Annotated in this window: 22 protein-coding genes; 14 read left to right on the top strand and 8 right to left on the bottom strand. The window is 38.5% G+C overall.

All coding sequences use genetic code 11. The annotated features are described in order from the left end of the window. Positions 1-186: 186 nt before the first annotated feature. The gene (locus CWD90_RS17190; protein WP_103477302.1) at positions 187-1,071 is read left to right on the top strand and encodes a DUF4382 domain-containing protein; all 885 of its coding nucleotides are present in this window, start codon (positions 187-189) and stop codon (positions 1,069-1,071) included. Between the two features lie 219 nt (positions 1,072-1,290). On the opposite strand, the gene CWD90_RS17185 is transcribed toward CWD90_RS17190, so the two are convergent. From CWD90_RS17185 to CWD90_RS17170, 4 genes are all read right to left on the bottom strand, one after another. Then, positions 1,291-1,968 (bottom strand): type 1 glutamine amidotransferase domain-containing protein, encoded by a 678-nt coding sequence (locus CWD90_RS17185; RefSeq protein ID WP_103477301.1) that lies wholly within the window; start codon positions 1,966-1,968, stop codon positions 1,291-1,293. Between the two features lie 51 nt (positions 1,969-2,019). Beyond that, positions 2,020-3,018 (bottom strand): NADP-dependent oxidoreductase, encoded by a 999-nt coding sequence (locus CWD90_RS17180; RefSeq protein WP_103477300.1) that lies wholly within the window; start codon positions 3,016-3,018, stop codon positions 2,020-2,022. 24 nt (positions 3,019-3,042) lie between these two features. Next, a complete protein-coding gene (locus CWD90_RS17175) occupies positions 3,043-3,621 on the bottom strand; it encodes a TetR/AcrR family transcriptional regulator (RefSeq protein WP_103477354.1) in 579 nt (192 codons plus the stop codon). A gap of 254 nt (positions 3,622-3,875) precedes the next feature. After that, positions 3,876-4,571 (bottom strand): dioxygenase family protein, encoded by a 696-nt coding sequence (locus CWD90_RS17170; RefSeq protein WP_103477299.1) that lies wholly within the window; start codon positions 4,569-4,571, stop codon positions 3,876-3,878. A gap of 239 nt (positions 4,572-4,810) precedes the next feature. Between CWD90_RS17170 and CWD90_RS17165 the strand changes: the two genes are divergently transcribed. The 11 genes from CWD90_RS17165 to CWD90_RS17115 all read left to right on the top strand — a co-directional run bounded on the left by CWD90_RS17165 (position 4,811) and on the right by CWD90_RS17115 (position 14,822). Continuing rightward, positions 4,811-6,151 (top strand): DEAD/DEAH box helicase, encoded by a 1,341-nt coding sequence (locus CWD90_RS17165; protein WP_103477298.1) that lies wholly within the window; start codon positions 4,811-4,813, stop codon positions 6,149-6,151. A 6-nt stretch (positions 6,152-6,157) separates the two neighbouring features. Beyond that, positions 6,158-7,471 (top strand): DEAD/DEAH box helicase, encoded by a 1,314-nt coding sequence (locus CWD90_RS17160; RefSeq protein WP_103477297.1) that lies wholly within the window; start codon positions 6,158-6,160, stop codon positions 7,469-7,471. A gap of 46 nt (positions 7,472-7,517) precedes the next feature. Further along, complete coding sequence (locus CWD90_RS17155) at positions 7,518-9,068, top strand: SDR family oxidoreductase (protein ID WP_103477296.1); 1,551 nt, start codon at positions 7,518-7,520, stop codon at positions 9,066-9,068. Positions 9,069-9,297: 229 nt separating this feature from the next. Next, positions 9,298-10,077 (top strand): HipA family kinase, encoded by a 780-nt coding sequence (locus tag CWD90_RS17150; protein WP_103477295.1) that lies wholly within the window; start codon positions 9,298-9,300, stop codon positions 10,075-10,077. Continuing rightward, positions 10,067-10,450: a DUF3037 domain-containing protein gene (locus tag CWD90_RS17145; RefSeq protein ID WP_103477294.1), complete on the top strand. Its 384-nt coding sequence runs from the start codon at positions 10,067-10,069 to the stop codon at positions 10,448-10,450. The genes CWD90_RS17150 and CWD90_RS17145 overlap by 11 nt, the downstream gene beginning before the upstream one ends. 169 nt (positions 10,451-10,619) lie before the next feature. After that, positions 10,620-10,814 carry a cold-shock protein gene (locus CWD90_RS17140; protein ID WP_031444295.1) on the top strand — a complete coding sequence of 65 codons (195 nt, stop codon included), beginning with the start codon at positions 10,620-10,622 and terminating at the stop codon, positions 10,812-10,814. Between the two features lie 116 nt (positions 10,815-10,930). Further along, positions 10,931-11,380 carry a KTSC domain-containing protein gene (locus tag CWD90_RS17135; RefSeq protein WP_103477293.1) on the top strand — a complete coding sequence of 150 codons (450 nt, stop codon included), beginning with the start codon at positions 10,931-10,933 and terminating at the stop codon, positions 11,378-11,380. Positions 11,381-11,594: 214 nt separating this feature from the next. After that, positions 11,595-12,167 (top strand): TetR/AcrR family transcriptional regulator, encoded by a 573-nt coding sequence (locus CWD90_RS17130; protein WP_103477292.1) that lies wholly within the window; start codon positions 11,595-11,597, stop codon positions 12,165-12,167. Positions 12,168-12,237: 70 nt separating this feature from the next. Continuing rightward, a complete protein-coding gene (locus tag CWD90_RS17125; RefSeq protein WP_239986552.1) occupies positions 12,238-13,368 on the top strand; it encodes an MBL fold metallo-hydrolase in 1,131 nt (376 codons plus the stop codon). Between the two features lie 13 nt (positions 13,369-13,381). Continuing rightward, positions 13,382-13,588: a hypothetical protein gene (locus CWD90_RS17120; RefSeq protein WP_103477290.1), complete on the top strand. Its 207-nt coding sequence runs from the start codon at positions 13,382-13,384 to the stop codon at positions 13,586-13,588. Between the two features lie 130 nt (positions 13,589-13,718). After that, positions 13,719-14,822: an acyltransferase family protein gene (locus CWD90_RS17115; RefSeq protein ID WP_103477289.1), complete on the top strand. Its 1,104-nt coding sequence runs from the start codon at positions 13,719-13,721 to the stop codon at positions 14,820-14,822. 226 nt (positions 14,823-15,048) lie between these two features. Here CWD90_RS17115 and CWD90_RS17110 read toward each other — a convergent pair whose 3' ends face one another. The 3 genes from CWD90_RS17110 to CWD90_RS23105 form a co-directional block, all read right to left on the bottom strand. Next, positions 15,049-15,414: an arsenate reductase family protein gene (locus CWD90_RS17110; RefSeq protein WP_103477353.1), complete on the bottom strand. Its 366-nt coding sequence runs from the start codon at positions 15,412-15,414 to the stop codon at positions 15,049-15,051. A 19-nt stretch (positions 15,415-15,433) separates the two neighbouring features. Next, positions 15,434-15,649 (bottom strand): hypothetical protein, encoded by a 216-nt coding sequence (locus tag CWD90_RS17105; protein ID WP_103477288.1) that lies wholly within the window; start codon positions 15,647-15,649, stop codon positions 15,434-15,436. A gap of 125 nt (positions 15,650-15,774) precedes the next feature. Then, on the bottom strand, positions 15,775-15,912 hold the full coding sequence (locus CWD90_RS23105) for a hypothetical protein (protein ID WP_157941263.1): 138 nt from the start codon (positions 15,910-15,912) through the stop codon (positions 15,775-15,777). Between the two features lie 134 nt (positions 15,913-16,046). Between CWD90_RS23105 and CWD90_RS17100 the strand changes: the two genes are divergently transcribed. Together CWD90_RS17100 and CWD90_RS17095 are read left to right on the top strand one after the other, a co-directional pair. Further along, positions 16,047-17,060 (top strand): zinc-binding alcohol dehydrogenase family protein, encoded by a 1,014-nt coding sequence (locus tag CWD90_RS17100; RefSeq protein WP_103477287.1) that lies wholly within the window; start codon positions 16,047-16,049, stop codon positions 17,058-17,060. An 80-nt stretch (positions 17,061-17,140) separates the two neighbouring features. After that, on the top strand, positions 17,141-17,611 hold the full coding sequence (locus tag CWD90_RS17095) for a RidA family protein (protein ID WP_103477286.1): 471 nt from the start codon (positions 17,141-17,143) through the stop codon (positions 17,609-17,611). 60 nt (positions 17,612-17,671) lie between these two features. Here the strand turns inward: CWD90_RS17095 and CWD90_RS17090 are convergent, their stop codons facing one another. Then, positions 17,672-18,778: a Gfo/Idh/MocA family protein gene (locus CWD90_RS17090; RefSeq protein WP_103477285.1), complete on the bottom strand. Its 1,107-nt coding sequence runs from the start codon at positions 18,776-18,778 to the stop codon at positions 17,672-17,674. Between the last annotated feature and the right edge of the window lie 246 nt (positions 18,779-19,024).

Raw genomic sequence — 19,024 nt, 5'->3', positions numbered from 1 at the left:
CACCTTAAAAATAAGTGCACATTAGGTTTTTGAACCCCCGAGGGTATAAGAATCGAATGTATTTCATCGAAAAAACGATAAAAAATTAAGAATGTGGTAGGGTAAACGCCATCTTTGGTTGTTGTTATATATAGCCTCTAAATATGGAGGTAAACCAATAATTACTTATTATTAAAATTTATAACTATGAAATTTAAACTATTTACAAGTGCATTGCTTGTTGCATTTACCGTTTTCATCTCGTGTACGGACAGTGATGATAAGAACAGTGATTATGGACGTCTTTCCGTAAATTTAACTGACGCTCCTTTTCCCCATGATCTGGTAGCAGAAGCGAACGTGACCATTTTTAAAATAGAAGCCCGTTACAAAGGGGATATGGACATTAATTCTGAGATTGATGATAATTCGGATTCTTCTATGGAAACTGAGGAAAAAACTTCCTTTATTATACTGATGGAAGAAGAAATAGAGGTGAACCTTTTGGACCTTACCAATGGAGTTACCAAGAATTTAGCCGACCTTGATGTCCCTGTGGGTACATACGACCTGGTAAGGGTTTATGTTAAAGGGGTTAATGTAGTATTAACGGATGGCTCAACATATGACCTAAAAGTGCCAAGTGGGGAACAAAGCGGTATTAAAATCTTCATCAAACCCGGTCTTGTAGTTAATGGTGGACTAAGTGCTGATTTATTGTTGGACTTCGATGTAAGCAAATCTTTTGTAGCCAAGGGCGGCGGCAGTAATTTGGAGAATATAACAGGCTTTAATTTTAAACCAGTCATAAAAGCTTGTAATATGTCCACGGCAGGAACCTTGGCCGGAATGGTGACAACCCTTCAGGAAGTTGCATTGGAAGGGGCACAAGTGGCAGTGTTTGCAGCTGATACTTTAAATACAACAACTTTTACGGATGTCGACGGAAAATACATGGTAATGGGGCTATTGGCAGGAACCTATGATGTAGAGGTAGAATTGGGTACCTACCAAAAACAAAGGGTTGCCGATATTGAAGTAGTTGCAGGAAATAAGACCTCCCAAGATTTTATTTTGGTGGCAGGGGAATAAGAATATTTTAAATAGAGTGGAAAAGGTGGGTGTAATAGCCCACCTTTTTTTTTGATAGTAATAAGATAGACTGGATTTTCAAGACTTGGGGATTCAGTTTATGACATACTTCAAGATCAATGGTAGTTAACTTAAATAAATAGAAAACTTAAACCGTTAATAAAAAAAGCCGAACAACTATAAACAGTCATTCGGCTTTTATATACTAAAGTTGATTCTCTAATTAAGTGATGCCAGTAATTTTTCGGCAACCAATTCCGAGGATGCGGGATTTTGTCCTGTAATCAAATTACCATCCTGCTCCGCATAAGGAGCCCAATCCGATTCTTTGGAGTAGATACCGCCATTTGCTTTAAGCATATCTTCCACTAAAAATGGAACTACGGAGGTGAGTTGAACGGCTTCCTCTTCGGAATTTGTAAATCCGGTTACTTTTTTACCTTTTACCAAGGGGGATCCATCTTCATTTTTAACACCTTTTAAGGCGGCAGGAGCGTGACATACAAAAGCGATGGGTTTCTGCTGTTTATTAAAGGTTTCAATTAGACCAATCGAGGTGGCATCGTTTGCCAAGTCCCACAAAGGCCCGTGTCCTCCTGGATAAAATATGGCATCGAAATCATTCGGGTCAATCGCTGTTAATGCTAAGGTGTGTTTTATTTTATTTTGTGCTACGGCATCATTTTTAAACCGCTCAGTATCTTTTGTACTGGCATCAGGGGTATCACTACTAGGGTCTATTGGTGCAGCACCACCTTTTGGTGTAGCCAAGGTAATATCCGCCCCTTTATCCAATAGGGTATAATATGGATTGGCAAATTCCTCGATCCAAAATCCCGTTTTCCTTCCAGTATCTCCTAATTTATCATGAGATGTTAATACAAATAATATATTCATTCGTTTTTGCTGTTTTAATGTTAATTAATAATAGAATATCGGCCCTAGTAATTAGGCCTTCACAATCATTTTGCCTTCATTTTTACCTTCAAATAAATCTAAAAATGCTTGAGGGGTATTTTCAAATCCTTCTACAACGGTCTCTGTGTAGGTTAATTTGCCTTCCGCTAACCACCCTGAAAGGTGCTTCATGGCTTCTGGAAATTTATCCATATAATTCGAAACTATAAAGCCCTGCATCAATGCGCTGTTTTTAATCAAAAATGGCTGAACACTGACACTCTTTGGCGCTTCAGTATTGTTGTATACGGAAATGGCCCCACAGATAATCATTCTGGCAAATTTGTTAATATTGTAGAGTACGGCATCCGAAATAGGGCCTCCCACATTGTCAAAATAAACGTCCACACCATCGGGACATGCAGTTCTAAGGGCTGCTTTCATATCATCTGTGGTATTGTAGTTTATGGCATAGTCAAATCCAAATTTAGAGGTAAGCATTTCTACTTTTTCATCTGTACCGGCAATACCTACCACGTATAGCCCCAAAATTTTCCCTATTTGTCCTACAACACTACCCACGGCTCCAGCTGCTCCTGAAACTACCAAAGTCTCCCCGGCTTTGGGTTTACCAATTTGGGTGAGCCCACAATAGGCAGTTAATCCTGTCATTCCCAAAATACCTAAATAAGAACTGAGTGGAGCTCTGGCCTTGTCTACTTTTAATAGTCCTTCACCTTTTGAAATTTGTTGGGTTTTCCAATCCATCATTCCGGAAACAAAATCACCTTCGTTAAATTTGTCATTCTTGGAGGCGATTACTTTTGCTATTATCCCAGAGGTAATAGGCTTACCCAATTCAAAGGGCGCTACATACGATTTGGCATCGCTCATTCTTCCTCTTAAATAAGGGTCTACAGAGATGTAAGTGGCCTCCAAAAGTATTTCACCTTTTTCAATATTTAAATCTGTATCCTCTTTAATAAATTCGAAATCCGAAAGGGTAGGTTTTCCTACGGGTCTTTGTTTTAATATTATTGTCTGAATCATAATTTGATATTATTTTATTGAGTTTTATTTTTTTATACTGTCCCAAGCGGCTTGGTAGGCGTCTTCCAAATGATTCTGGTTTAATTGAAAAACACCGCGTTGCTGCATTACCATTAGAAAGGAGAGGGGATTTATAGAGTACGCATATAAAAGATAAGGCGACAAAGGTTTTATAATACCCTCTTGCTTGCCTCGTTCCCAGAGGTCAAGTAATGGTTGTAGGTGTTTTAGCCCTTCTTGTCTGCTAGCTTCATCGATCATGGGCGTATTGTCGCACTGGGCCAAAAACATAGCTTCCTGCACTTCTTTTAATTTAAAATCGGCAATGCGTTTCCAAATTATCTCAAAACCTTCCGCTACCTGGATATCCGTATTAAAATTTTTGAAGGCATAAGCCGTAAAGGCGGCCTTTACCTCTATATATACTTTGTTTACCAAATCTTGCTTATTGTCAAAATACAAATAAATTGTTGCAGGGGAAACACTCGCCATTTTCGCAATTTTCGACATTGGCGTGGCGTGAAACCCGTTATTGTTAACGAGGTTAATGGTAGCCTTTACCAAAGCATTTCGCTTTTCAATACTTTTTTGTAGTTGTGCCATTAGTTGCTTTAGGTTAATAAATGGATGCCGTTCAACACCCATGATAAAATCATAGTACAAAGATAGGGTAAAAAATGAATGTTCATTCTCTTTTAACAAATAATTAATTTACGATGTTAGCTGAGGTAGGGGTGTATGCCTTTTCAAATATGCTGGGCCGCTGCCATCAGCTATTGGATAGTAGGTGGTACAAAGGGATTAGAGCCCTATTTACTAGTTTAAGTCTTGCACGCAAAGATATAAGTAGTAGCTCTCTAAACCACAATTGTTTTTAACAGGGTGTACCCGTCCGCGGTATTGCCCGTAACGGAGTCGGCCATATTGCCCTCAATACTGTTAGAAAACACATTATCACTTGAATTCAAAGTGTCCGCCTCACCTTTATAGTTTGAAGAGCTATAAACGGTATCACATACGGATTTTGGAAAGGCAATTTGGGTTGTTCTAATAGATTTTTCACTGGAATCCAACACTTCAAGGTGTATATGGGGAGCCCTACCATTATACCAACCTGGGAATATACTGATAAAGGAAGCGTTTCCGTTGGCATCCGTAGTCTGTCGTCCCCTTAAAAAATGGACGCTGGTTAAATCGGTTGGTTGCAAGGCAATTCCACCATATTCGGAATAATAACCTTCAGCATCGCAATGCCATACGTCTACAAAAGCACCGGAAAGAGGTTTGCAATCTTCGCTTTGATCCAGCACCTTAAATGTTATAAGCAGTGCCACCCCGGTTCTATCTGAGACAATATTGGCCCTCATTAAATCCGCAGGAGTCTTTATTGGAAAAGGTCCGGCCGTCTCACTAGGCGATAACTCACAGTCCTCCGTAACTTCTTCATCATCCTTGGGATTACTATTTTTGGAACAGGCCTGTACAACCGTAGGAACGGCAACAAGGGTTCCTATTCCCAACAACCCTTTTTTAAGAAAATCGTTCCTATTCATTTCCAGTGAAGTTTAAACTTTACTAAAGTTATTCAAAAAGTAGGTCTTACTAAAGGAAATACTTGGAATTATGCATAAGATAGAATTATGGCAATCTAAAGCTAAATTTTCTCATTGGTTCCCAGTAAAAGAACCACATTATTGATAATACCGAGAACCTAGTCGGTTCAAAATAGGAATATATATCAATTACTGGCATTCCCTAGAAAACTGTGGCTATCTTTGCCGAAAATTATTATATGTCAAAGCAGTTTTCCGATTTAGGAATTAACGAACACCTACTTCAAAGTTTAACAGACCAGGAAATATCAGTGCCCTCAGATATTCAGAAAAAGGTTATTCCTGTGATTTTGGAGCAAAGCAAAGATGTAGTTGCTCTGGCAAAGACTGGAACCGGTAAAACAGCTGCTTTTGGGTTGCCTTTATTACAATTAATAGATACTGGCAGTACCAGTATTCAATGCGTAATATTGGCTCCAACAAGGGAATTGGGACAACAGATTTATGCGAATATGGTTTCCTTTTCTACCCATAGTCCGTCTATTTCCATTGCCTCCATTTGTGGAGGAATTCCTATTAAACCTCAAATTGAACGTTTAAAGACTGCTACACATATTGTCATAGCCACACCAGGTCGCCTGGTGGATTTGGTTAAAAGGAAGGCTATCAATATAAAAGATATCAAGTATTTGGTCTTGGATGAGGCCGATGAAATGGTAACTGCTTTAAAGGTGGACTTGGATAATATTATTTCAGAAATCCCAAAGTCGAGAAGAACATTATTGTTTACGGCCACCATGCCGGGAGCCTTAAAACAATTGGTCCAGAATTATATGTCCAAACATGTGGTCCAGATCGAAGCGGACATGGCTACGGTAGGGCACCAGGGCATAGAACATAGGTATGTTGTAGTAGAACCCATAGAAAAATTGGAAATTCTGCTTCATTTTTTAAAGTCCAGAGAGGGAGAAAGAGGAATTATTTTTTGCAAGACGAAGGCGGCCGTTAATAAATTGGGAAAAAACTTGGCCATCAATAAATTCCGATCAGGTGCCATCCACGGTAGTTTAACCCAAGGTATTAGAGATCGGGTGATGGGACAATTTAGGGAAGGTAATATAGATATAATGGTAGCAACCGATTTGGCTGCACGTGGTATCGATGTTAAGGAAATATCCTATGTGGTAAACTATCACTTACCCGACACCTATGACACTTATGTCCACAGAAGTGGCCGTACCGCTAGAGCAGGGGCAGAGGGATTTTCATTGAGTGTTATTCAAAAGGAGGAAGTTGAGGACATTGCCGATTTTGAAAAGGAGTTGGGAATAAAATTTAAAGAATTCCAAAAGGCGGATGCCCAAAGTATCGAAAAGAACAATGTCTTGATTTGGGCGAACAAAATATTCAAAACCAAACCCAATCGAAGTATGTCCCAGGAGTTTAGGGAAGAAATAAGAACAGTCTTCCATCACTTAACCAAAGAGGAGCTAATAGATAAGGTAGTAGCGAATTACTTGACAAAATCAACTACTTCCATCCCAAAAGAAGAAGCACCTAAAAAGAAAAAAAATAAATAATCAGCAATGGCAAATAACATTAAAGCACAGGAGGATGTTTTAGCAAAACTAAATATCCATCAGTTGAACCCCATGCAGGAGGAGGCTATTGCCATTATTGGAAAAACTACCAACACTATACTTCTGTCCCCAACGGGTACAGGAAAAACTTTGGCGTTCCTATTACCATTAATAGATACGCTTAACCCCCATATTGAAGAGGTACAGGCCTTAATTTTGGTTCCTACCCGCGAATTGGCGATACAAATAGAACAAGTGGTAAGAAATATGGGAACTGGTTATAAGGTGAACGCTGTTTATGGTGGTCGCCCTATGTCCAAGGATAAGATAGAAATTAAACATAATCCCGCTATTTTAATAGGAACACCTGGGCGTATTTTGGATCATTTTGATAGTGACCGATTCTCAAGGGAAAGTATTAAAACATTAGTGCTGGACGAGTTTGATAAGTCTTTGGAAATTGGTTTTGAAGAGGAAATGGTCGGAATTCTCAATGAACTGCCCAATATAAATAAACGCATCCTGACCTCCGCTACACCGGGAGTTGAGATTCCAAGTTTCGTAAAGTTGGATCAGCCCGTCCTTATCGATTATTTGGAGGAAAAAGCAACATCAAAATTAGCGATTAAAATTGTGTTGTCGACTGCCAAGGACAAATTGCCAAGGCTTTTAGAGCTGTTACTACACTTAGGAAATCAGCCCGGGATCATTTTCTGTAATTTTAGGGATAGTATAGAAGAGGTTAGTGCATTATTGTCGAAAAATAGAATTGGTCATACCTGCTTTTCCGGGGGAATGGAACAAAAGGATAGGGAGCGTTCCCTTATTAAATTCAGAAATGGAACCAGTCAAATTTTAATCGCTACGGATTTGGCGGCTAGGGGGATAGATATCCCTGAGCTAAAATATATTATTCATTACGAGCTGCCACATTCTTCAGAGGAGTTTATCCATAGAAATGGAAGAACAGCAAGGGTAAATGCCAAAGGTACTGCCTATGTGTTGAAATGGGATAAGGAGCGATTTCCGGAGTTTATAAAAGATTCAGGGAGCTTGGATATTTCCAAAAAAGCGGCACCAATGAAACAGTTTTGGGAAACCTTGTTTATTTCAGGAGGAAGAAAGGATAAAATTTCCAAGGGTGATATTGCCGGGCTTTTCTTTAAACAAGGGGATATCAACAAGGACCAATTAGGGGAAATAGAGTTAAAACAGGACTGCGCCTTTGTGGCCGTTCCATTATCCATAGCCAATCAATTGGTGGAAAAATTGAACAATACACGCTTAAAAAAGAAAAAAGTACGTATTACAATTCTTTAATTTATTAGGGTAAGGGCTAGATTTTATCCGCTGGAATGTATTAAAAATGAAAGAAGATCTAAAAGGGAATAAAACTACAATATCTCTTGATGAGATAGATAACTGTATTGCTCTCCTGCAGCAACTAGTGGACCATACCGATCAGATATTTGATATTCCCAAGGAAAAAAGAACTGCTTTAATAAAAGTATCGGGTCAATTTTCCAGACCCAGTAGGGAAGAATTTGCGAAAAGAAAAAAGGACGGGAAGAAAAATGCCCAAAGGAAAAAAGCGGTAAGGGATAAACATGCCCGAAAGGATACAGGTATTAGAAATGCACGTGAGGGCCACATATTTGTGGCCCCCAAACTATTGCCTTTTGCTGCATTGGTAAACCACAAAAAACAGGAATTGGAAGTTCCAAGAAATTGTTATGTCTGCAAAACGGAGTTTACCCAATTGCATCATTTTTATGATACTATGTGTACCGAATGTGGTGATTTCAACTACGCCAAACGCTTTCAAACGGCAGATGTAAAAGGGCAGGTTGCCGTTGTAACTGGCTCCAGACTAAAAATTGGATATCATATTACTTTAATGTTATTGCGTGGTGGGGCTACCGTGATAGCCACAACGCGATTTCCTGTCGACTCGGCACTCCGCTTTTCCAAGGAAGATGATTTTATGGAGTGGGGGCATCGATTAAAAATACACGGTCTGGATTTGCGGCATATCCCAAGTGTAGAAATATTTTGTAATTATATAGAGCGCCAATATGACCGCTTGGATATTCTTATCAATAATGCGGCCCAGACGGTACGAAGGCCCGCTGGATTTTACCATCATTTGATGTCCAACGAAGAAAGCCCTATTACTTTACTTCCTGCAGACGCTCAAAAAGTTTTGAGCGATCATACCAGTTGCTTACGGGAACTACAAGAATTAACCTCGGGTGCATCTCCCAATCAAAACATGCCGGTTACTTGGCATGGACCGGAAGCGGGAATTGGAATAAGAGCTTCGGCTAAGTTGTCCCAAATTCCCTATAGTTTTGATAATGTCTTGGTAGCAAAAGAGGTATTTCCTACCGGGGAATTGGATGCCGACCTTCAACAGGTAGATTTACGAAAAACCAATAGTTGGCGACTAAAACTAGGAGAAATTGAAACTACCGAAATGTTGGAAGTACAATTGGTAAATGCCGTAGCCCCTTTTGTATTGTGCAACCGTTTGGCGGAATTAATGAAGAAGGAGAACACCGGACAAAAACATATCATTAACGTTTCGGCAATGGAAGGGAAATTTCATCGTGCTTTTAAGGAATCACGTCACCCACATACCAATATGGCCAAGGCCGCACTAAATATGCTTACGCATACCTCTTCAGGAGAATTGGCCAAAGCAGGTATATTTATGAATGCCGTAGACACCGGATGGGTTACTGATGAGGACCCCGCCGAACTAGCTAAAATGAAGCAGGAAGTTTACGATTTCCAACCGCCTTTGGATATAGTGGATGGTGCTGCCCGAGTGCTGGATCCGTTAATTGACGGAATTAATACCGGAAAACATTGGTCCGGTAAATTTTTGAAGGATTACTTTCCTATTGGCTGGTAATTGTATCCAGCCAAATTACAGCTTGAATTTACTCACTAAGGGAGATTTGAATGCTCCGACGCTTGCCTGCCGGTTCCGTTCAGGCGGGCGTCGATATATTATAAGATGTTTCCTTTCGATGTCTCATGGGCTTGCCCTGAGGTAATTTACTTCGATCTGAAAAAAGCATACCAATTCACGGAAATACAAATTCTATTGTACACCATTAACTTTTTTTATCTTCGTGCTTATGAATTCTATTGATATAAGAACAGTTGATGTAGTACAATATATAAAACCATTACGGGAAGGTGGTTCCCTGCCAGCTATTGTAAAAGCTGATGATGGATTCTTATATGTTTTAAAATTCAGAGGGGCAGGACAAGGTAAGAAGGCGTTAATAGCCGAACTGATAGGAGGCGAGCTAGCGCGGGCTATTGGTCTCAAGGTACCTGAATTGGTATTCATGAACCTTGATGATTCCTTCAGCAAGACAGAGCCAGATGAGGAAGTTCAAGATTTACTTAAATTTAGTGTAGGTCTTAATCTTGGCTTACATTTTTTATCCAGTGCCATTACGTATGATCCATTGGTTTCCAAAGTAGATGCCTTGATCGCATCAAAAGTGGTTCTCTTGGATAGTATCATGAGCAATATTGACAGGACGGCAAAAAACACTAATTTATTACACTGGAATAATGAATTGTGGGTAATAGATAATGGCGCAAGTTTTTATTTTCACCATAATTGGGAAACATGGAAGAATCATCTTACAAGAACTTTTCCTCTAATAAAAGACCATGTGCTTTTAGAGTTTGCCACTGAGTTAAATATGGCGGCAACTGTGATTAAGGGTTCACTTAATACCGATAAAATTGTAGAAATCATTGGATTAATACCAGAAGAATGGTTGTTGGACGTGGCAGATGATCTAAGTCCATCTGAAATTAGAGCGGCCTATATTGAATATATAAATGCCAAACTTGCTATGATCGATACATTAGTTAAAGAGTCTGAAAATGCAAGATAAAGACAAATACGAATACGCAATTATTAGACTTGTTCCTAAAGTGGAGCGTGCAGAATTCTTTAATATTGGGGTTATACTTTTTTCAAGGCGGAAAAAATTTTTAGATGTAAAATATTTGGTAGACCCCATAAAATTACAGTGTTTTTCAAAGGAAGTTGATATTAACGCTATAGATGAATATTTAAAGGCCTGGACATTGGTATGTAAAGGGGCACCTTCCGGAGGAGCTATCGGTAAACTGGATTTAGTTGATAGATTTCGGTGGTTAACGGCCTCCAGGAGTACAATGATTCAGAGTTCAGAAACGCATTCGGGCTTATGCCATGATCCTAAAAAAGAACTGGAAAATCTATTCGAAAGTTATGTTTTGTAAGGCAATTGCATTGGGCGAGCCTTTAGTTAGGCGATATTTGAAAGAAAAATAGTAAGTTCTTCATAACCAAAAATAATGTTAATAAATATTATTAGACTAATCCGCTGTTTTCTAAATTATTAGCACGACATTTGCGAAATAATATTATAATAAATTTAATTACATTACGATGAGTAGTAAAGGAACAGTAAAATTTTTCAACGACACTAAAGGTTTTGGTTTTATCACTGAAGAAGGTGTTGAAAAAGATCATTTTGTACACATTTCAGGTTTAATTGATGAAATTCGCGAAGGCGATGAAGTATCATTTGACCTAAAAGAAGGTAACAAAGGATTAAATGCAGTAAACGTACAAGTTATATAATATATACTTCCATGTTTAATGAAAAGGCCCATCATCTCTGATGGGCTTTTTTATGTTTAAAATTTAACGAATTGTAAGAAATAAGGCGTAATTTCGCGCCCTGTAAAATACCCTGTATGAAGCGCATAAATGAGTACAAGAAATTATTTGGAATCGAAAAGGAAATCGAGCTAAAGTTGCTTAAGAAAAGTTACCGTGACTTGGTAAAGGAATGGCACCCGGATAAGTTTCAAGAAGGAGATAGTAAGCGTGAAGAGGCAGAAGTAAACAGTCGCAAGATTATTGATGGGTACCATTTTTTAGTAAGTATTGCTCCTGAAACCAAAGCATCGAACCTAGAAGCCTATACAGAAACGATCACTAATTCTGGGATAGCCGATTACCATCACAAAGGACTATTATTGGAAATTACATTTGTGGATGGATCTACTTACGAGTATTTTGGTGTTACCAAACAAGTTTATATCAAAATGGTCAATTCCAATACCGTTAATCGTTTTGCCAAACGCATGATCTACCCAAAATATACCTATAGACAATCCAAAAAACAGCTTCAGGAAGCATAGCGCTTTCTAGATTTAAAGATTCTTGGTGGTCAAGTTGGCCGAAAATAAAGAAATAAGTGAAAGCCCTTTGGGCTTTTTCTTTTTTATAATGGTCTGTGGAGAGTAGAACGGCTTTTAACCTCGATACTCTCATATACGGTCATTGGGCTGGGGTAAATTCATTTATTTTATCAATAACGAATATTTATTCGATTTTAGTATTTATATTTGCGCTATGAGAGTCAAGGATGCAACCAAACAATTAGCCATTATGGAGAACACCCTGGATGTAGTTTTCGAAAGGGGCTTTGCTGGGATTAAGATGGCGGATCTAGCCAAACGCCTTGGTCTTTCTGTTTCTACCTTGTATGTTTATTATAAGAATAAAGAAGATTTAATAGTTTCCATTGCCGTTGATCTAATAGCTAGGGAGACCCAGAGAAGCGAACAGGAGATATCGGAAAACCTGCCATATAAGTTAAAATTAAAAACATTATGGTTATTCTGGATCAACTTCAGTATCAACCACAGAAAGGAAAAGAGTTTCTTGGAACAGCTCAAGAAATCGCCCTATTACGATAAAGTACCAGTGTCCGTAAAGGAGAATAAAAGTAAGTTGGCCATGCAGCTCATAGATATGGGTAAGCAGGAAGGTTTACTTAAGAATATTGATAACAATATCCATTTTGCAGTTATCGGGGCAATAATAAGGGAAACAGTAAAGTTGATTATGGATAAAAAACTGGAATTGAACAAAAAAGATATGGACCTCATGTTTGCTACAGTTTGGGATGCTATTAAAAGTTAATTATTTTTTGGATTATAATAGAATATATATTCGATAATAAAGCAAAAGTGTCGCCAAGGGGACAAAAAGTATGAATCAATTAAAGAAAATAGTAAAGAAAATGAGCATAATTATTGGCAGTGGACTTCTTTTAATAATCGTGATTGGGGTTCTATTTTTGTATTTAAGCCCTGAGTTTGGAGGCTCACCTACCATGGAGAAGAAGGCAATCTATCTTAAATCGCCCAATTATAAGGATGGAAAGTTCATCAACAAAGGCCATGTAAAATTGGATATGAGTATGCGGGATATGGGCAAAAGTTTGGTGGGTTATTTTGGTGCTTCACCACTTACCAAACCCAATGGGGATATTCCTGTAAAGAAATTGGATTCAATGGACATTGTAAAGTACAAAGATAGCACTCGCCTTATTTGGTTTGGTCATTCCGCTTTCCTATTGCAAATGGACAACAAAACAATTTTGATCGATCCCATGTTCGGGAAGGTAGCCGCACCGCATCCCATGTTGGGGAGCAACAGATTTAGCCGAGAATTACCTATCGCTGTAGAAAAACTTCCATCTATAGATGCGGTGATTATTTCGCACGATCATTATGACCACCTGGATTATGGTTCCATCCAGAAATTAAAGGATAAGGTTAAGATGTTTTATACCCCTTTGGGTGTTGGGGCGCACTTGCAAAAATGGGGAGTGGAAAAAGAACGTATTGTGGAACTGGATTGGTGGCAGGAAGTTAGTCAAGACGGTTTAATATTCAGATGTACTCCCGCTCAGCATTTTTCTGGAAGGGGATTTTCCGACAGGGCCAATACCTTATGGAGCTCTTGGATAGTAAAATCAGAAATCGATAATATTTTCTTTAGTGGCGATAGCGGTTATGGGCCACATTTTAAGGAAATAGGGGACAAATATGGTCCGTTCGATTTTGCAATGATTGAATGTGGACAGTATAATGAGATGTGGCCCGATATTCATATGTTTCCAGAGGAGACCGCCCAGGCAGGATTGGATGTACGGGCAGAACGGATAATGCCAATTCACTGGGGAGCCTTTAAATTGGCAATGCATCCTTGGACAGAACCTGTGGAACGTCTTTCTAAAAAAGCTAAGGAACTGAACTTGGGTTTAATAACACCAAGAATAGGGGAGCCCATTAATATAGATAAACAAAAAGCTCCCACCACAGAATGGTGGAAATAATATTAATATAGGCATGATAACAATTTTTAGGACAGATATAAGTCAGGAACAGGAATCCCGAGTAAGACAATTTTTGGATCTATTTAAGGAAATATTAAAAATAGATTTCGATTTTGAGGATTGTGATAATGTACTGCGAATTGAAACCATTGGCAATATCACATCCCATGTAGAAATCGTCTTAAATTCCAACGGTCATTTCTGCAAAGAAATTTTGTAGGGAAGTACGGTACTGTATAAAGGCTCTTATAGTGCCTAAGGCAATAGATTTATCAGGATTCAAGGAAAAAGAGAAATATATTTGGTAAGATAATGGTAGTGTTTAACTTAGTTGCCAAATTTAATTTACTATGAAAAGATTCAAAGCACTTGATGTGTTTCGGGGGTTGACTATTTGCCTGATGATAATAGTTAATTCAACTGGAGACTGGGACTTAACCTTTTCACCTTTGTTACATGCCAATTGGCATGGTTTTACTCCTACGGACTTAGTATTTCCTTCTTTTCTTTTTGCGGTTGGAAATGCTTTTGCATTTGTGAAAACCCGTTGGAATGATAAACCCCTCTCCGAAGTTTTTCAGAAAATTATTAAAAGGACTTTAATTATCTTTTTACTAGGGTATATAATGTACTGGTTCCCCTTTGTATCATGGACAGAAACTGGTGATCTTGCCTTAGTTCCTTTTAGCGAAACGAGGATATTGGGGGTGTTACAGCGAATAGCGATTTGTTATTTTATTGGGGCCACCATGATTTATTTTCTTAGCAACCGTCAGCTAATTATAGCTTCTGCACTTATCCTACTTGGGTATTGGGGGCTGTTAAGTGGCTTTGGTGACTATACCTTGGAGGGCAACCTAGTTAGAACCATTGACAGGCTTCTTCTTGGAGATGGTCATTTATACGGAGGTGATGGAATTCCGTTCGACCCTGAGGGTTTACTGAGTACATTACCGGCGATTTGCAATGTTATTGCGGGATATCTTATAGGACAATTTGTTATTCAAGGGGGAATCAATTATGAGAAGTTAGCAAAAATGTTCATGGTAGGAGCTGGCTTATTGGCCGCCGCTTATTTTTGGGATTTAAGTTTTCCTGTAAATAAGAAATTATGGACGAGTTCATTTGTGATTCTAACCATTGGCCTTGATATAATTGTGTTAGCCATACTGATCTACTCTATAGATTTTATTAAAAAGCCTGTAAACTATAATTTTTTCGAGGTTTTTGGAAAAAACTCCCTGTTCATTTATTTATTATCAGAATACCTGGCCATTACTTTACTTTTTCTTCGTGTTGGTGAGAATCAAACTTTGTACAGTTATATCTATGAAAAAGGCTTCAGTTGGATAGGACCTTATTATGGATCATTGGCCTTTGCCCTTATTTTTATGTTATTTTGTTGGCTTATTGGGTTTTGGATGGATAAGAAGAAGATTTACATTAAAGTATAGTAGAGCTGAACTATTTTTGGTTAGGCTAAAAAAACCTTCCATTATTTCAGCTATCTATCAAACTATTCTTGTAAAGGTTTACTCAATAAGTGAGATTTGAATGCTCCGACGCTTGCCCGCCTAAACGGAACGGAACTGGCGGGCCTGCCCGTTCAAGCGGGGGTCTAATATTTAAGTAGATTCCTTTCGATGCATCGTGAGCTTGCCCTGAGGTAATTAGCTAATATTATATTTTAATAATATCGGTCGGGGTTACTATTAAAATAGTTTTTTTGCCACGTAGTGCTATTGGCTGCTTCATGATTTCAGGGTTGTGTCTTATCATTTTTATCCAGTCATCGGTAGAAAAATCATGGTGGTCAAAATGTGACCTATAGGATGGATGTTCTTGATTTATCAAGTCCTTTACCTCCATATTTAAATTGTCGGCCAACTCTACAATTTGGGTTCCGGTTAGGGGTACTTTTAAAATGTCAATTTCCAATATAGGTAATCCCTCTGATTTGGCATAGGCCAAGGTTTGCTTGGCCCTGGAGGACTTGGAACTGTAATACAATGTAATCTGTCTTTCCGATGTGGCTATTTCTCCCATATTCTTTGTTTTAGGTGCATTACCCATTTTTACTATGGGTCTCTAAATGATGTTTTAATAATTGTTTTAAGCTCTGCAAATAATCCTGTAAAGCTTCCTTGTCTACATGGGGATGATCTTTTGCAGGAATGGTCAAAGGGTTTTCATCCAGAGAACGATATAATTCGGGGTAATTGGTCTCGATATTGGAAGTGATCTGGGTAATCTCACCTAATACTTTTCTTAAATCATTCATTTTAAAACAGTATTGATTACATACTATAAATATAAAGAAGTTTTATGCTAATATGCTGATGATGTTCATATAAATACAATTACAAGTCCAATAATTATGAAATGTATCCGTAGTCCGGCCGAATTTTAATTGACACCGGCTACAGGAATAAACTTAGGACTTGTTGTCAACCTAACTATTGCAAATTTTGTTTCCCAAAGTATTTCGATATCCTGTACTTCCCAATCCAGGTATTTTTCGGTAAAACGATATATTAGGGTCATTTCAGTTATATTTATGTATTAATAGTCTATAAATGACCCATAATACCCATTAATTTCACTAAATAGGGCTCCTTGTGGATAGCTATTTTTGCGATACAATGTACAGCGACAACAAAATAATATAAAAGAAAAAAATGAACGCAATAGGATTTAAACGATCACTACCCATTTCTGAAAAAGATAGTTTTATAGCTTTCGACACGGAAATACCGACCCCAACAGGATACGATCTATTGGTTAAAATAGAAGCAATTTCGGTAAACCCGGTAGATTATAAGATTAGGCAAAATGCGGCAAAGGATACCGTGTTGGACAGTCCAAAAATAATTGGTTGGGATGCTGTGGGAATCGTAGAGGCTGTAGGCGATACCACTTCAAAATTTAGCATAGGAGACCAGGTGTATTATGCCGGTGACATAACCCGAAGTGGGAGCAATGCGGAATACCAATTGATCGATGAGCGCATTGTTGGTCATAAACCAAAAAATATAAGTATTGCCGAAGCGGCGGCAATGCCGCTAACAAGCCTAACGGCCTATGAGGCGCTTTTTGATCGAATTAGAATAGATGCGGAGAAGGACAAGGGAAAATCTGTCTTGATCTTGGCAGGGGCTGGTGGAGTTGGCTCTATAGCCATACAATTGGCCAAGAAGTTAGCTAACCTAACCGTAATAGCCACAGCGTCTCGTGAAGATTCTATTAAATGGTGTATAGATTTAGGGGCCGATTTTGTGGTAAATCACCACAACCTAAAGGAGGAATTGGAAAAAATCGGGTATAACCAAGTCGATTATATTCTGGATTTTGTGGATTTGGAAGGTTATTGGGAAATGGCCACTGAAATCATCAAACCTCAGGGACATATAGTTTCTATTACGGGTAGTAGTAAACCTTTGAATCTAAATTTGCTAAAAAATAAGAGCGTAACCTTTTCATGGGAATTAATGTACACGCGTTCCATGTATACAACTGAAGACATAGAAAGGCAGCACGACATTTTAAATCATGTAGCCCAATTGTTGGACGAGGGAATTTTGAAATCTACGTTGAATACTACACTTTATGGATTTACCGTAGAAAACTTAAAGTACGCCCATGAAATGCAAGAATCTGGGAAATCTATTGGTAAAACGGTAATACTTTATTAGTTAAATCCATTAGTGTTATTTACCAGTGATAGTGATATTTATTAAGCGTTTAGCAATTAAAAAAACAATCAGTATAATTTATGACCATTGAAGAGAAATTAGATAGTTTGGGCATTGTGGTACCCAAAATAGCCCCAAGAGGGGTAGGGAATTATGTTTCTTGGACAATTAGTAATAAAACCCTATACACCTCTGGGCAATTACCTTGGAAGGATGGAGAATTTGGTGTTTTGGCATATACTGGTAGGGTAGGGAGCGACCTGGATATTAAACAGGGATATGATTGTGCACGTATTTGTGCCATCAACGCCATTGCACAATTAAAGGATGCTGTTAAAGATCTGGATCGGGTTAAAAAAATTATCCGCTTGGATTGCCATATTCAGGCCGCTGAAGGCTTTAAGGATCACTCCGATGTTTTGGACGGTGCTTCAGATGTCATGAACCAAGTATTTGGGGAAAGAGGTATCCACACCAGATCGGCAATCGGAATTTACCAATCACCACTGAATGTCCCAGTATTGGTATATTTAATTGCCGAAGTAGATTAGGTAGTGTTTTAAATAAATTTAAAAATTAAATTATTGGATTTAATATAATGCAGTAATACATTACAAATCAACCCTTTGGCCCGTTTTTGCCGCTTTGTAAATGGCATCTATGATTTTTAAATCCTTTAGGCCTTCCTCCCCATCTATAGGAACAATTGGTTGTACCCCCTCAAAAATAAGTTGAGCCATACCCTCCATTTGAAGGGTTTGATGGGTTATATGCGGCTGGGTCAATTCACCCTTATGTGTTCTGCCCTTAATAGGACCATAGCCTGTTGAGGGCTGCATTTCGGCATAACCCTTTTCTCCGTTAAGGAAGAATCGGTCCAAATGGCCCATAGCATATGTAGAAAGGCATGAGGCAGTTGCTCCACTGGGAAAGCCCATCTGAAATTGTATGGTTTCATCCACGCCTTCCTTAAATTTTACAGGATCGGTTTTGGTTTCTTGTGCCGTTACCCAAATAGGTTCTTCACCCAGCATATATCGGGCTCCATTAATAGAATAAATACCAATATCCATCATAGCACCGCCACCGGCCAGTTTTTTATTCAATCGCCATTGGGTGGGGTCACCGATGTTAAATCCGGATAATCCTTGAAAGAACTTGAGCTTTCCAAATTCGCCTGCCTTGCGCATTCGAATCACCTCCACTGTTTTCGGTTCATAATGCATGCGATAACCCACCAATAATTTTACGTTGGCATCTTTACAGGCATCTACCATTTCTTGACCCTCTTGGGCATTGATACCCATAGGCTTTTCACAAATTACATGTTTTCCCGTCTTGGCTACCCTAATCACCTGATCTTTGTGCAATCCGTTTGGGGTAATGACATAAACGGCATCGATATCTGGGTTGTTCTTGATTTGGTCAAAATTATCGTAATTATAACAATTCTTTTGCGGAATGTCATACTTGGCACGCCAATCGACCACTTTGGATGGGGTACCACTTATTAAACCAACCAACTTGGCTCTCTTACAGGATTCCATGGCTTTAGCCACTCGTGAACCGTAACTTCCGAGACCCATTATGGCAACCCTTAAAATAGGTCCTTCATAGGGTTCGCTAGAAGCTGCAAAAAGCTTTGTTGGACTATATAAAATTGGTAAACTAATAGCTGAAACGGTCAATTTTCCCAAAAAATCTCTTCTAGAACCCATAGTAATCGTATTTGTGTGTCCTAAAAATAGTTAAAATGGAGGTATGCTGCCAGTAGTTAACTATATGTTTTGTCAATAATAATCCAATAACAGAAATCTTTGTTCAATAATATGGGAGGATAAGTCGCTTAACCTGGTCCATAACAGCTTTAACCGTTATATCACCTTAGCTTTTTGATTGTTTTTGATTGTTGGGGCTATAAAGGTGAAGAATTCCCAATAAGAAACCTTATATACTAAACATGG

It is taken from the genome of Arenibacter catalasegens (assembly GCF_002909235.1).
In the GTDB taxonomy this organism is placed as follows: domain Bacteria; phylum Bacteroidota; class Bacteroidia; order Flavobacteriales; family Flavobacteriaceae; genus Arenibacter; species Arenibacter catalasegens.
Note: the sequence above shows the minus strand (reverse complement) of the source record. Positions and strands in the feature narration are given on the sequence as shown.